The sequence below is a fragment of the Mycobacterium sp. 1245499.0 genome, from assembly GCF_001673615.1.
GTDB classification, from domain to species: Bacteria; Actinomycetota; Actinomycetes; order Mycobacteriales; family Mycobacteriaceae; genus Mycobacterium; species Mycobacterium europaeum_A.
The window spans coordinates 17,328-31,140 of sequence record NZ_LZMG01000073.1; the positions used below are offsets into that span (position 1 = coordinate 17,328).

Here is a 13,813-nt window from a genome sequence, read left to right on the forward strand (position 1 = left end):
AATCGTCTAACTTAAATTTCAAAGCTTCGAAAAGGGGCATCATGCCGACTAAGGCGACTGTGGCCATTGTCGGGTCGGGCAACATCAGCACTGACCTGCTCTACAAGCTGCTGCGATCGGACTGGCTGGAACCGCGCTGGATGGTCGGCATCGACCCGGAGAGCGAGGGCCTGGCCCGCGCCCGCAAGTTGGGTCTGGAGACGACCCACGAGGGTGTGGACTGGCTGTTGGCCCAGCCGGAGAAGCCCGACCTGGTGTTCGAGGCGACCAGCGCCTACGTGCACCGCGACGCCGCCCCCAAGTACGAGGCCGCCGGCATCCGGGCCATCGACCTGACGCCGGCCGCGGTGGGCCCGGCGGTGATCCCGCCGGCCAACCTGCGCCAGCACCTGGACGCGCCGAACGTGAACATGATCACCTGCGGCGGGCAGGCCACCATCCCGATCGTCTACGCGGTCTCGCGTGCCGTCGCCGACCTCGGCGGCGTGCCGTACGCCGAGATCGTCGCCTCGGTCGCCTCGCTGTCGGCCGGCCCCGGCACCCGGGCCAACATCGACGAGTTCACCAAGACGACCAGCAGGGGCGTGGAGACGATCGGTGGCGCCAAGCGCGGCAAGGCGATCATCATCTTGAACCCGGCCGACCCGCCGATGATCATGCGCGACACCATCTTCTGCGCCATTCCCGAGGACGCCGACCGGGACGCGATCGCCAAGTCCATCCACGATGTGGTCGCCGAGGTGCAGACCTACGTGCCGGGATACCGGCTGCTCAACGAGCCGCAGTTCGACGATCCGTCGATAAACTCCGGCGGCCAGGCGCTGGTCACCACCTTCGTCGAAGTGGAGGGTGCGGGCGACTACCTGCCGCCTTACGCTGGAAATCTGGACATCATGACCGCCGCGGCCACGAAAGTCGGCGAGGAGATCGCCAAGGAGTCCTTGAGCGCGACGGCCGGAGGAGCGCAATCATGACCGACATATTTTTCAACCCGGTCTGGGACGTCCGGATGACCGACACGTCGTTGCGGGACGGCTCACATCACAAGCGTCACCAGTTCACCAAGGACGAGGTCGGCGCCATCGTGGCCGCCCTGGACGCCGCGGGAGTGCCCGTCATCGAGGTCACCCACGGCGACGGGCTGGGCGGCTCGAGCTTCAACTACGGGTTTTCCAAGACGCCCGAGCAGGAGCTGATCAAGCTCGCCGCCGAGACCGCCAAAGAGGCCAAGATCGCCTTTTTGATGCTGCCCGGCGTTGGCACCAAGGAAGACATCAAAGAGGCCCAGAACAATGGCGGCTCGATCTGCCGGATTGCCACGCACTGCACCGAGGCCGACGTATCCATTCAGCACTTCGGCCTGGCCCGCGAACTCGGCCTGGAAACCGTCGGGTTCTTGATGATGAGCCACACCATCTCGCCCGAGAAGCTGGCCGCACAGGCGCGCATCATGGCCGACGCGGGCTGCCAGTGCGTCTACGTGGTCGATTCGGCCGGGGCGCTGGTCCTCGAGGGCGTGCGGGATCGGGTTGCGGCGCTGGTCGCCGAGCTCGGCGACGACGCCCAGGTGGGCTTCCACGGCCACGAGAACCTCGGCCTGGGTGTCGCTAACTCCGTCGAGGCGGTGCGGGCGGGTGCCAAGCAGATCGACGGCTCGTGCCGCCGGTTCGGGGCCGGTGCGGGGAACGCCCCGGTCGAGGCGCTGATCGGGGTGTTCGACAAGATCGGCGTGAAGACCGGGATCGATTTCTTCGACATCGCCGACGCCGCCGAAGAGGTAGTCGCCCCGGCGATGCCCGCCGAGTGCCTGCTTGACCGCAACGCCCTGATCATGGGCTATTCCGGGGTGTACTCGAGCTTCCTGAAGCACGCCATCCGCCAGTCCGAGCGCTACGGTGTGCCGGCCCACCAGCTGCTGCACCGCGCGGGCCAGCGCAAGCTCATCGGCGGCCAGGAGGACCAGCTGATCGACATCGCGCTGGAGATCAAGCGCGAGCAGGAAAGCGGCGCCACGGCCCAGCGTTGACCTGCCGCTTCGGCCACGGCACGCATAGGCGCCGCATAGGTATCGCGAGTAACCTGGCGCTATGAGCACATCCAACACAGTCGGCGCCCGTCGCCGCGGGCTGTACGGCCTGCTCGCCGGGGGGCTGATGACCGCTGCCGCCGCAACGGTGATCGCGCTGCCCGTGGCGGGCATCGCCAACGCGGCTCCGCAATGCAATCAGGACGTGGGTGCATCGATCGACTCGTACCTGCAGAAGCATCCGGACCTGCACCAGCAGCTGCAGCAAAGGTCGCAGGCGGAGGGCGGTAACGGCAACGTCATCGACTACCTCAACCGGCATCCCGACGTCCGCCAGCACCTGATCGACCTTTCGCACTCCTGCCCTCCGTAGTGAGTCGGCGTCGTCCTTGAACGCTGGGGCCGACGCGCGGGAACGTTCGCCATTGACGAAAAAGTAGAACACGTTCTAGCGTCTAGGCGTGTTCTCTGATTCCCTCACCGCTGCGATCGCAGAGGCCGAGCAGTTGGTGGCCGACGCACCGTTCATCGAGACCGAAGCCGACCTGCTCGAAGGGTTGCAGTATCTGGCCGGGTGTATCTCGGGCTGCATCCATCTGGCCGTGGACTACGACCGTGACCATCCCTTCCTGCAGTCGGGTACCGGACCCTTCACCAAGATGGGCCTGGACAATCCCGACACCCTGTACTTCGGTACCCGGGTGCACGCCAACCACGACTACGTGGTCACCGGCAGGCGCGGAACCACCACCGACCTGAGTTTCCAGCTCCTCGGCGGCGAGTACACCGACGACTTCGTGCCCGTCAGCCAGGCCGCATTCGACGACCGCGAGCTCGAGATCGCGCCCGACGGCAGCTTCGAGTGGCGGGTGCGACCGACCAGCGCCGGACAATTGGTGATCCGCGAGGTGTACGGGGACTGGTCGGCCCAGCGCGGCACGCTGGCGATCTCCCGCCTCGACACGGCGGGCACCGCGCCGCCGCCCTTGACCCGTGATCTGATCGAAAAGCGTTACGCGACAGCAGGAAAGCAGCTCGTCCAGCGAGTGAAGACCTGGTTGCAATTCCCGCAGTGGTTTTATCTCGACCTGCCGGTCAACACCATGGTGCCGCCGCGGCTGACCCCGGGCGGACTGGCCACGCAGTACTCGTCGGTCGGGCACTTCGACCTGCGACCGGATCAGGCGATGGTCATCACCATCCCGGTCTCCGACGCGCCCTACCTCGGCTTCCAGCTGGGCAGCCTGTGGTACATCTCGCTGGACTACATCAACCACCAGACCTCGCTGAACAACACTCAGGCGCAGGCGGATCCGGACGGCAAGGTCCGCATCGTGGTTGCCGAACAGAATCCGGGAGTGACCAACTGGGTCGAGACGGTCGGGCACCGGCGTGGCTTCCTGCAGTTCCGCTGGCAGCGGGTGTCGCGTGAGCTCACCGACGCCGACGGTCCGACCGTCGAGGTGGTCGACATTGACAAGGTGCCGGCCGCGTTGCCGTACTACGACCACAACAAGATCTCAGAGGACGACTGGCGGGCGCGAATTGCGCTGCGCCACCAACAGATTCAGGCGAGGATGCTGGGATGACGAAGTTGCTCGACGGCAAGGTGGTGGTGATCAGCGGCGTCGGCCCGGGTCTGGGCACGACGCTGGCGCACCGATGCACGAGAGAAGGCGCCGACCTGGTGCTGGCGGCCCGCACGCCGGAACGCCTGGACGACGTCGCCAAGCAGATCGCCGACCTCGGAGGCCGTGCGACGACGGTGCGCACCGACATCACCGAGGATGACCAGGTCAACAACCTGGTCGAGGCCACCTTGGAGGCCTACGGCAAGGTCGACGTGCTGATCAACAACGCGTTCCGGGTGCCGTCGCTGAAACCGTTCTCCGGCACGAGCTTTCAGCATATTCGCGACGCGATCGAACTCAGCGCGCTCGGCGCCCTGCGACTCATCCAGGGGTTCACGCCGGCGCTGGCCGAGTCGAAGGGCTCGATCGTCAACGTCAACTCCATGGTGCTGCGGCACTCGCAGGCCAAGTACGGCGCTTATAAGATGGCGAAATCCGCGCTGCTGTCCATGTCACATTCGCTGGCCACCGAGCTGGGCGAGCAGGGAATCAGAGTCAATTCCGTTGCGCCCGGCTATATCTGGGGCGAGACACTGCAGGGCTACTTCAACCACCAAGCCGGCAAGTACGGCACGACGGCCGAGCAGATCTATGAGGCCACCGCCGCAGGCTCCGACCTGAAGCGGCTACCGACCGAGGACGAGGTTGCCTCGGCGATCCTGTTCATGGCCAGCGACCTGTCCAGCGGCATCACCGGGCAGACACTGGATGTCAATTGCGGGGAGTACCACACCTAATGCCGCCATCGACGATGCAAAGCGAAGCGATGAGGAGGAGATGGCGATGACGGTTGCACGTACCGATGTCGGCACCGTTGACGACCTGAAGGCGTCGGCCAGCAAGATGATCGGGCTGGACGATTTCGGCAGCAACGACGACAACTACCTCGAAGCGCTGGAAGTGCTGCTGGACTCCTACCGCCGCGATGCCGACCTGACGCCCCTGGGCAGCAAGATGAATCGGTTCTTCCTGCGCGGTGCGCTGGTGGCCAGGCTGCTGTCCGAAGCCGCCTGGAAGCAGTACCCGCAGCACGCCGACGTGGTCATCGAGCGGCCGATCTTCGTCACCGGCCTGGTGCGCACCGGCACCACGGCCCTGCATCGACTGCTTGGTGCCGATCCCGCGCACCAGGGCCTACATCTATGGTTGGCCGAATTTCCACAGCCGCGTCCGCCTCGTGAAACCTGGGATTCCAACCCGTTTTACAGCCAACTGAACGCGCAGTTCAACAAGCACCATGCCAAAAACCCGGACTACACGGGTCTGCATTTCATGGCGGCATACGAGCTGGAGGAGTGCTGGCAGCTGCTGCGGCAGTCGCTGCATTCGGCGTCCTACGAGACCTTGGCGCACCTGCCCACTTACTCGCAGTGGCTCTCGGAGCAGGACTGGACGCCGTCGTATCAGCGGCACCGCCGCAACCTGCAGCTGATCGGGCTCAACGACGCCGACAAGCGGTGGGTGCTCAAGAATCCCAGCCACCTGTTCGCGTTGGACGCGTTGATGGCGACCTATCCCGACGCGTTGGTGATCCAGACCCATCGTCCGGTCGAAACGATCATGGCCTCGATGTGCTCGCTGGCGCAGCACACCGCCGAGGGATGGTCGACGTCGTTCACCGGCGCCCGAATCGGTGCCGACGCAATGGAAACCTGGTCGCGGGGGCTGGAGCGGTTCAACACCGCGCGGGCCAAATACAGCCCGTCGCAGTTCTACGACGTCGACTACAAGGAATTGATCGCCGACCCGCTGGGCACCGTGGCCGACATCTATCGCCACTTCGGCCTGACGCTGACCGGCGAGGCCAGGGCCGCCATGGAAAAGACCCACGCCGACAGCCAGTCCGGCCCGCGGGCGCCCAAGCACACCTACTCGCTGGCCGACTACGGCCTCACCACCGAGACCGTCAAGGAGCGCTTCGCGGGTCTGTAAAACCTAGCCGCACAACGGCTTCCGCGCCCGGCTGGCACGCCTTGTGCCCGCCTAGTCTTGGTCCGGGTCGTCGTCGAGGTAGCCCTCGGCGACCGCATGCTCGATGCTGTCGGCGAGTTTGGGGCACGACCGGGTGCGCGCGGTGTCGCCCCCCGACTCGCGCACCTCGGTGAAGTGCGCGCAGCGTTGCCACGCTTCGGTGTTCCACTGCACGGCGGTGTGTCCCGGCCCGAGCCGGCGGACGGTGACCCGCACGTGGCAGAACCGGCAGTCGACCGGCAGCAGCCCGGAGTTGAGGTAGCGCTCGCGGTCGGCGCGACTGGCTTCGGCGACGGCCGCGGCGCGCTGCGGGTCGTTGGTGAAATCCCTTGACTTCGACCAGGATCGGGAGCCGCCGTTGCCCGCGGGCTTCTCGTCGTGGTCGTGCTGATCGCCGTGCAGCAACAACATCGATCGCGCGAGCTGATCGACGTCAGGTACCGCCGGCTGATCGTCGCCCATGATTCCTAGCGTTGCTGGGCCGGGACGTCGTCGGTGACCGCCTCGTCCGCCTCGGAGTCCTTGGCCTTGAGGTTCTGCTCGACCTCGGCGTTCCAGTACTCGTTGGCGCGGGTGGTGTCCACCTCGATCTCGAAGCGCTCCACCATCTCCGGCTCGATGTCGGCGACGTCGACGTAGAACTGCTGATACCAACGGCGCAACTGATAAACGGCGCCGTCCTCCTCGACCAGCAGCGGATTGTCGATGCGGGTCTTGTGCTTCCAGATCTCGACGTCCTGCAGGAAGCCCTTGCTGACGCCCTCGGTGAACACCTTCGACAACTTGTCGGTCATCTTTTCGTCCATGCCCTTGGGCTTTTCGACGATGACGCCCCACTGCAGCACAAACGAGTTCTGAGTCACCGGGTAGTGGCAGTTGATCAGGATCGACTCGGCCTTGTAACCGCCGTAGCTGTTGTGCAGCCAGTTGATCATGAACGACGGCCCGAAGTAGGAGGCCTCCGAATCAAGATGCGCCTCCCCGTAAGTGGTGCCGAGGTCGTTGACGTCGGGCCGGCCCACGTTGTGCAGGTACTGCGAGGCGATGTGGCCCTCGAAGACGTTTTTGAAGTAGGTCGGCAACCCGAAATGGATATAGAAGAAGTGCGCCATGTCGGTGACGTTGTCGATGATGTCGCGGCAGTTGGACCCCTCGATGAGGATGCTGTTCCACCGCCAGTCGGTCCATTCATCGCTGGCCGCTTCGGGGATGTCGGGAATGCGCACCGCGGGGTCCGGCGGATTCTGCTCGTGGTCGTGCCAGACGAACAGCAGGCCGCCGCGCACGTCGGTGGTCCACGAGCGGGTGCGCGCCGTCTTGGGCGTGCGCTTGGCGTAGGGCACCAGCTTGCAGCGGCCGTCGCCGCCCCAGCGCCAGTCGTGGAACGGGCAGGCGACCTCGTCGCCCTTGATGGTGCCCTCAGACAGGTCCCCGCCCATGTGGCGGCAGTAGCCGTCCAGAACCTTGATGTCGCCCTGCGAGTCGGCGAAAACGACCAGCTTGGTGCCGAACGCCTCGATCGAGTGCGGCTTGCCGTCCTGGAAGTCCTTTGCAACGCCCAGGCAGTGCCAGCCGCGGGCGTATCTGGTCGGCAAGGCGCCGGGATCGATCTCCCGGATGCCGACCGCCTTGGTGTCGGTACTCACCTGTCACCTCCAACTCGCTGGGCCTCTAACTAGAACACGTTACAGTTTTTCAGCGGGGGCGCGCAACGACGGCGAGCCTGGCCACGGCATATGCGCACTGCGGTATATCTAAACGATGCCGCTGTTTGCGTTCGAGGGCCGCGCGCCACGGGTCGATCCCACAGCTTTCGTGGCCCCGACGGCCACCCTGATCGGCGACGTCGTGGTGGAGGCGGGCGCCTCGGTCTGGTTCAACGCCGTGCTGCGCGGCGACTACGGGCCCATCGTGGTGCGCGAGGGCGCCAACGTCCAGGACGGCTCGGTGCTGCACGCGCCGCCCGGAATACCGGTCGACATCGGTCCGGGCGCGACGGTCGCGCATCTGTGTGTCATTCATGGCGTGCACGTGGGGCAGGAGGCGCTGATCGCGAACCACGCCACCGTGCTGGACGGCGCGGTGATCGGCGCACGCAGCCTGGTCGCCGCGCATTCGCTGGTGACGGCCGGCAGCCAGATCCCGGCCGGTATGCTGGCGGTCGGGGCGCCGGCGCAGATCAAGGGCCCGGTCGCCGGGACCGGCGCTGAGATGTGGGTCAAGGTGAACCCGCAGGCCTACCGCGACCTGGCCCAGCGGCATCTGGCCGGGCTGGAACCGCTCTAGGCCGAATCGCCGGTTATGCCGCAATTTCGCGTGAGCCAGTCATCGATGTAGCTCATCGTGACCGGTAACGCGGCTCCATAGAACACCATGTGATCGGAATCGGGAATTTCGGCGTAGCTCGCGCGTGCAAATCGGGCGGCGGTCCGGCGTGCCAACCCCGGCGGCACCATACGGTCTCGGCCGCCCCCGATCACGAGCACAGGTCCCGCGATGGCGCTGCGGTCCACTTTCGCGGCCTTGGCTCGGTCCAGCCACGGCATAGCGAGCTCGAAGAACAGCACCCGTCCGGATTCGCAGACCAGGTCGTTGAACGCCGCGCGCGCAGCCTCCTGGGTTTGTGTGGCCGCGACGCCCCGCCAAAACTGTTGCCACGTCGGGGGATAGACCGGTTTGGTCCACGGCCGCGTCTTCAACGCGTGCGGTAGGGCGATACCCAGAGTCGTGCGGTTAAGGCCGGATGGACCCACCGACGACGGACAGGCGGCGATCAGGCCAGCGTGTGGCGTGCGGGCAGCGACCAGTTGGACTAGCAGACCGCCCAGCGAATGTCCGACCAACAGCGGCGGGGAGTCCAGCGATGCGACCAGGGCGACGAGATCATCTAAGTAGTCACGGATACTCAACGACGCAATCTTGGCCGCACCTTCGTGCAGCGGCAGTCCGTGGTGCCGCAAGGTCGGGGTATGCACCGTGAAGCCGCGTTCCGCAAAGGCGGCCTGGGCGGGGGCCCACTGCTGCCCGCGGCTCCATGAGCCGTGGACGAGTACGACGTGCTTGTCGGACATGGGCATAAGCCTGACATCGACATGCCGCCGAATGTGAAATCAGCGATCCTCAACCGGCGTGTCGCGCCGTAGGTTTCACCGCCGGCGAACCGCTCTAGATTTTGCGGGTGTTGGCCGCCGCCCGATCCATCTCCCAGTAGGCGCGCAGGGCCACCATCTGGCCCTCGGTGTTGACCCGGTAGGTGAAGACGCCCTCGGCGGTCGTCTGATATTCGCCGGTCGTGATGAGGATGTGCCCGACGTTGGCTTCCTCGTTGCCGCACTGGTAGGTGTCGCGGAAGAAGAACTCGATCTTCGTGGTGGGGGCGATCGCCTTGTCCCAGAAGGCCGAGATCGCGTCCCGGCCACGGTGGCCGAGGCCCTCGGGGTCGAACACCGACGGCCCGATCGGGTCCTCGACGATGGCGTCGTCGGCGAACACCGCCAGCCAGGCATCCTTGTCCCGGGCCGCCACCGCCTCGCGGGAGCGGCGGCCGGCCTCGTGCGCGGGATGCTCAGTCAACGGCGCCGCTCTCCCCCGCAAGCGGGAGGTGCCCCCGCTGCATCGTCGTCGGCGCGCTCACGAGACCTTCTGGGCCGCGGGCTTGTCGGCGCCCACCACCCACATCGAGTAGTACTGCGAGCCGCCACCGTAGGCGTGTCCCAAGGCCTTTCGCGCGTTGGGTACCTGGTGGTCGCCACCCTTGCCCATCACCTGGATCGCCGCTTCGGCGAAGCGAATCAGGCCCGAGGCACCGATCGGGTTCGACGACAGCACGCCGCCCGACGGGTTGACCGGCAACCGGCCGCCGATCTTCGTCTCGCCGGCTTCGGTGAGCTTCCAGCCTTCACCCTCGGCGGCAAATCCGAGGTTTTCCAACCACATCGGTTCGAACCAGGAGAACGGCACGTAGATTTCCGCGGCGTCGATCTCGTCGATGGGGCTCTCGATGCCGGCGGCCCTCCACAGCGCCGCGGCGGCGTCACGCCCGGCCTGCGGGCTCACCTGGTCGCGCCCGGAGAACTGCAGCGGCTCGGTGCGCAACGCGGTGGCGTGGATCCACGCCACCGGATGTCCTTGCGTAAGGCGGGCTTCGGCGGCCTCCTCGTTGCCGATCACCACGGCGGCCGCACCGTCGGAAGACGGGCAGGTCTCGTCGTAACGGATCGGGTCCCACAGCATGGGCGAGGACATCACCTTCTCCAGCGTGATGTCGGGCTGGTGCAGGTGCGCCAGCGGATTCTTGGCGCCGTTGAGCCGGTCCTTGACCGCGACCATGGCTCCGATGTTCGTCGGCGCACCGGATCGACGAATGTAGGAGCGCACGTGCGGGGCGAAGTACCCACCCGCGCCGGCACCGACCGGCTTGATGAACGGAATGGGAATCGACAACGCCCACATGGCGTTTGACTCCGACTGCTTCTCCCACGCCATCGCCAGGACGCGCCGGTACTTGCCGGACTGCACCAGGCTGGCGGCCACCACACCGGTGGACCCACCGACCGAACCCGCGGTGTGCACCCGGATCAGCGGCTTGCCCGTGGCGCCCATGGCGTCGGCCATGAACAGCTCGGGCATCATCACGCCCTCGAAGAAGTCCGGCGCCTTGCCGACCACGACGGCGTCGATGTCGTCGAAGGTGCTGCCGGAGTCGGCCAGCGCCCGGTCGATCGCCTCGCGCACCAGACCGTTCATCGAAACGTCTTGGCGTTTGGCGACGTACTTCGTCTGTCCGGTACCTAGTACCGCAGCGACGTTTGGCCCTGCACCGGCCATCAGTTCTTTCCTTCCATGACCGCGACCAGGTTTTGTTGAAGCGCAGGGCCGCTGGTGGCGTGCGCCAGCACCCGCTCGGCCGAACCGTTCCAGATGTGTTGTGCTGCAAAGCCGATGCGTTCGAGGCCGGCGACGAACATGGGGTTGGCCGCCAACGCGCCACCGGACGGGTTCACCTTGGTGGGACCCGGGATCCGGATGGCTTCCGCGATGATCAGGTGCTGGTGGGTGAACGGCGCACAGATCTCGGCCACGTCGAGGTTGTCGGTCCGGCCGCCGGTGGCCACGTGGGCCGCGGCCTTTGTCGACGGCGACTCGGTGAGATCGCGCGCGCCCAGCACCGGCGTTTCGATGCGGTGCTCGATTCCCGTTATCCAGGCCGGGTTTTCGCGCAGCTCACGCGCCCGGTCACCGGCCGCGAGCACGATCGCCGCGGCGCCGTCGGTGATCGGCGCGATGTCGTGGCGACGCAGCGGGTCGGCGAAGAACGGCCGTTCGAGCAGTTCCGCCACGCTGATCGACCCCTCGACGTTGTCCACGCGGCGCGCATTGGCAAAGGAGTCGAAGGCCACCCGCGCCATCTGCTCCTGGGTCCACTTACCGGTGTCGAGCCCGATGCGTGCCTGCAGCCCGGCCAGCGAGATCGAATCGGGCCACAACGGCGCGACGGTGTAGGGGTCGGTCTGCCGCGTCAGGATTTGGCGCAGGATGCCGGCCGAGGACTTGCCGAAGCCGTACACCAGCGCGGTGTCGACCTCGCCGGTGAGGATTTTGATGTAGGCCTCGTAAAGCGCCCAGGCGGCGTCCATTTCGACGTGCGACTCGTTGATCGGCGGAACGGCACCGATCGAGTCGATCGCCGAGATGAACGAAAATGCCCGTCCGGCAAGGTAATCAGATGATCCGGAACACCAGAAGCCGATGTCGGTCCGTTCGATGCCCAGCTCCTCGTACAGCTGCGCGAAGCACGGGATCAACATCTCGACACCGTTGGTGGTGCCGTCGGTGTGGCGGACGTGTGGGGCGTGGGCAAAGCCGACGACCGCAACGTTGCGAGCGCTCATGTGCAGGTAAGCCCTTTACAGGTGGTGCTTGTAGGTGTCGTAGTCGGCGTCGGGTTCCCCGGTCGGCCGGAAGTACTCGATGTTGTCGATGCCAAATCCCCACTCCTCGCGGGGTTTCCACACCGCCTCGACGCGCATGCCCATCCGTACCTCGTGGGCGTCGATGTCGGCGACCAGATGCAAGAACGGGATGTCGGCTCCGTCGAGCAACACGTAGGCCGCCACATACGGCGGCTTGATGCGCTGACCCTGGAACGGGATGTTGATGATCGCGAACGTCGTCACGGTGCCCTTGTCGGGCAGCTCGACGAACTCGGTCGTCGGCTGGCCGGTGGCCGGGTCGGCGCCGTGCGGCGGGAAGTAAACCTTGCCGTTCTCGCCCGTCTTCGCGCCCAGCAGCTTGCCCTGCGCGATGGCCCGCAGGTAGGCGCTCTCTTCGTGCGAGGCGCTGTGCTGGATGGTCAGCGACACCGGCGTGACGATCATGGTCACCGGGTCCTTGTCGCCGTCGGACTGCTCGGCCACGGCCTCGGGTTCCTCCCCGAGCGCGAAATACGCGATGTCGGTGATGGCGCCCACCGGCTCGTCGACCCAGTGCGCGTGCACCCGGGAGCCGGTCTTGATGGCCTTGGGCTCACCCGCATCAACGGCGTGGATCAACGGCGTGTCGGCCCCGTCGAGCTTGATCAGCGCCCAGGCGAACGGCCGGTCCAGCGGCTGTCCCTCGATGGGGTCGGGCTGCCAGGTCCAGGAGACCACGGTGCCGACGCTAGACACCGGTACCATCTCGCCCAGCGGCTCATAGGTGACCGGGTCATATTCGGCCGGCGGCACGTGCACCCGGCCATCCGATCCGCGCACGCCCAGGATGTGGCGGTCGCGCAGGGCGGTGAAGAACTTGCTCAGCGTGGGGCCGACTGAACGGGTGTAGTCGAAGGACAACGTCAGTGGCGCGGCGAGCGGTGGCTCAGGGTGATCCATCAGGGGCGGGCTACTCGAGCTGGCTGTCACGCCATCGAGTAGAACAGGTTCTAAGAACGGATTCAAATCTTTCTTGGATCGGGACGACCACCGGAAGGGTGACGACGATGAAGCTGGGATTGCAGCTGGGATATTGGGGCGCTCAGCCGCCGCACAACCACGGTGAGCTCGTCGCCGCGGCCGAGGAGGCCGGCTACGACGCCGTCTTCACCGCCGAGGCCTGGGGGTCCGACGCCTACACCCCGCTGGCCTGGTTGGGTTCGTCGACGTCGCGGGTGCGGCTGGGCACGTCGGTGGTTCAGCTGTCCGCACGCACCCCGACGGCCTGCGCGATGGCGGCGTTGACGCTCGACCACCTGTCCGGGGGCCGGCACGTCCTCGGCCTGGGTGTCTCCGGCCCGCAGGTGGTCGAGGGCTGGTACGGCCAGTCCTTCCCCAAGCCGCTGGCCCGCACCCGCGAGTACATCGACATCATCCGGCAGGTGTGGGCGCGCGAGGCGCCGGTGACCAGCGCCGGGCCGCATTACCCGCTGCCGCTGACCGGTGAGCGCGCAACGGGTTTGGGCAAACCGCTCAAGCCCATCACCCATCCGCTGCGGGCCGACATCCCGATCATGCTGGGCGCCGAGGGGCCGAAGAACGTCGCGCTGGCCGCCGAGATCTGCGACGGCTGGCTGCCGATCTTCTACACGCCGCGCATGGCTGACACCTACAACGAGTGGCTGGACGAGGGGTTCGCCCGGCCGGGCGCTCGCCGCAGCCGCGAGGACTTCGAGATCTGCGCGACGGCCAACATCGTGATCACCGAGGACCGCAGCGCGGCGTTCGCGGCGATGAAGCCCTACATCGCGCTCTACATGGGCGGCATGGGCGCCGAGGACACCAACTTCCACGCCGACGTCTACCGGCGGATGGGCTACGCGCAAGTGGTCGACGACGTGACGAAGTTGTTCCGTAGCAACCAGAAGGACAAGGCCGCCGAGATCATCCCCGACGAGGTGATTGACGACGCCGCGATCGTCGGCGACATCGACTACGTGCGTAAGCAGATCAAGGCCTGGGAGGCCGCCGGCGTCACCATGATGGTGGTGTCCGGACGCAGTACGGAGCAGGTCCGCGAGCTGGCGACGCTGATCTGACGGCCGCGCGCGCTGCTTCGTCGTCGGGCGTGCCATCCGGACAATCTAGAACGCGTTCTAAGCCCCTGGCAAGAAAATTAGAACGTGTTCTAGTTTGGCGCGCGCGGCCGTCAGATCAGCGTCGCCAGCTCGCGGACCTGCTCCGTACTGCGTCCGGACACCACCATCATGCTG

Annotated in this window: 15 protein-coding genes; 8 read left to right on the plus strand and 7 right to left on the minus strand. The window is 66.3% G+C overall.

Annotation, left to right across the window (positions count from 1 at the left end):
• The first annotated feature begins 41 nt into the window (after window positions 1–41).
• The 6 genes from A5646_RS03685 to A5646_RS03710 all read left to right on the plus strand — a co-directional run bounded on the left by A5646_RS03685 (window position 42) and on the right by A5646_RS03710 (window position 5,589).
• Window positions 42–974 (plus strand): acetaldehyde dehydrogenase (acetylating), encoded by a 933-nt coding sequence (locus tag A5646_RS03685; RefSeq protein ID WP_066870638.1) that lies wholly within the window; start codon window positions 42–44, stop codon window positions 972–974.
• Complete coding sequence (gene dmpG / locus A5646_RS03690) at window positions 971–2,026, plus strand: 4-hydroxy-2-oxovalerate aldolase (protein WP_066870635.1); 1,056 nt, start codon at window positions 971–973, stop codon at window positions 2,024–2,026. The genes A5646_RS03685 and dmpG overlap by 4 nt, the downstream gene beginning before the upstream one ends.
• 61 nt (window positions 2,027–2,087) lie before the next feature.
• The gene (locus A5646_RS03695) at window positions 2,088–2,399 is read left to right on the plus strand and encodes a hypothetical protein (protein ID WP_066870632.1); all 312 of its coding nucleotides are present in this window, start codon (window positions 2,088–2,090) and stop codon (window positions 2,397–2,399) included.
• Window positions 2,400–2,487: 88 nt separating this feature from the next.
• A complete protein-coding gene (locus tag A5646_RS03700) occupies window positions 2,488–3,615 on the plus strand; it encodes a hypothetical protein (protein ID WP_066877057.1) in 1,128 nt (375 codons plus the stop codon).
• Window positions 3,612–4,394 carry an SDR family oxidoreductase gene (locus A5646_RS03705; RefSeq protein WP_066870627.1) on the plus strand — a complete coding sequence of 261 codons (783 nt, stop codon included), beginning with the start codon at window positions 3,612–3,614 and terminating at the stop codon, window positions 4,392–4,394. Before A5646_RS03700 ends, A5646_RS03705 begins: the two co-directional genes overlap by 4 nt.
• Window positions 4,395–4,440: 46 nt before the next feature.
• Window positions 4,441–5,589 carry a sulfotransferase gene (locus tag A5646_RS03710; protein ID WP_231998230.1) on the plus strand — a complete coding sequence of 383 codons (1,149 nt, stop codon included), beginning with the start codon at window positions 4,441–4,443 and terminating at the stop codon, window positions 5,587–5,589.
• Window positions 5,590–5,640: 51 nt separating this feature from the next.
• Here A5646_RS03710 and A5646_RS03715 read toward each other — a convergent pair whose 3' ends face one another.
• Both A5646_RS03715 and A5646_RS03720 read right to left on the minus strand, forming a co-directional pair.
• On the minus strand, window positions 5,641–6,090 hold the full coding sequence (locus A5646_RS03715; RefSeq protein ID WP_067019942.1) for a hypothetical protein: 450 nt from the start codon (window positions 6,088–6,090) through the stop codon (window positions 5,641–5,643).
• A gap of 5 nt (window positions 6,091–6,095) precedes the next feature.
• On the minus strand, window positions 6,096–7,274 hold the full coding sequence (locus tag A5646_RS03720) for a Rieske 2Fe-2S domain-containing protein (protein ID WP_067019944.1): 1,179 nt from the start codon (window positions 7,272–7,274) through the stop codon (window positions 6,096–6,098).
• 115 nt (window positions 7,275–7,389) lie between these two features.
• Here A5646_RS03720 and A5646_RS03725 point away from each other — a divergent pair, with 115 nt between their 5' ends.
• Window positions 7,390–7,914, plus strand: coding sequence for a gamma carbonic anhydrase family protein (locus A5646_RS03725; protein ID WP_066877061.1), 525 nt, complete (start codon window positions 7,390–7,392; stop codon window positions 7,912–7,914).
• Here the strand turns inward: A5646_RS03725 and A5646_RS03730 are convergent.
• From A5646_RS03730 to A5646_RS03750, 5 genes are all read right to left on the minus strand, one after another.
• The gene (locus A5646_RS03730) at window positions 7,911–8,699 is read right to left on the minus strand and encodes an alpha/beta hydrolase (protein WP_067019947.1); all 789 of its coding nucleotides are present in this window, start codon (window positions 8,697–8,699) and stop codon (window positions 7,911–7,913) included. The genes A5646_RS03725 and A5646_RS03730 overlap by 4 nt on opposite strands.
• A 94-nt stretch (window positions 8,700–8,793) precedes the next feature.
• Window positions 8,794–9,201 carry a nuclear transport factor 2 family protein gene (locus tag A5646_RS03735; RefSeq protein WP_067019950.1) on the minus strand — a complete coding sequence of 136 codons (408 nt, stop codon included), beginning with the start codon at window positions 9,199–9,201 and terminating at the stop codon, window positions 8,794–8,796.
• A gap of 57 nt (window positions 9,202–9,258) precedes the next feature.
• Entirely contained in the window at window positions 9,259–10,455 is a 1,197-nt protein-coding gene (locus A5646_RS03740; RefSeq protein ID WP_066870606.1) for a thiolase domain-containing protein, read from the minus strand.
• The gene (locus A5646_RS03745) at window positions 10,455–11,519 is read right to left on the minus strand and encodes a thiolase domain-containing protein (RefSeq protein WP_067019953.1); all 1,065 of its coding nucleotides are present in this window, start codon (window positions 11,517–11,519) and stop codon (window positions 10,455–10,457) included. Before A5646_RS03745 ends, A5646_RS03740 begins: the two co-directional genes overlap by 1 nt.
• Before the next feature lie 15 nt (window positions 11,520–11,534).
• Entirely contained in the window at window positions 11,535–12,530 is a 996-nt protein-coding gene (locus tag A5646_RS03750; protein WP_197497910.1) for a Zn-ribbon domain-containing OB-fold protein, read from the minus strand.
• A 77-nt stretch (window positions 12,531–12,607) separates the two neighbouring features.
• On the opposite strand from A5646_RS03750, the gene A5646_RS03755 reads away from it, so the two are divergent.
• Window positions 12,608–13,639 (plus strand): LLM class F420-dependent oxidoreductase, encoded by a 1,032-nt coding sequence (locus A5646_RS03755; RefSeq protein ID WP_066877066.1) that lies wholly within the window; start codon window positions 12,608–12,610, stop codon window positions 13,637–13,639.
• Window positions 13,640–13,813: the final 174 nt, after the last annotated feature.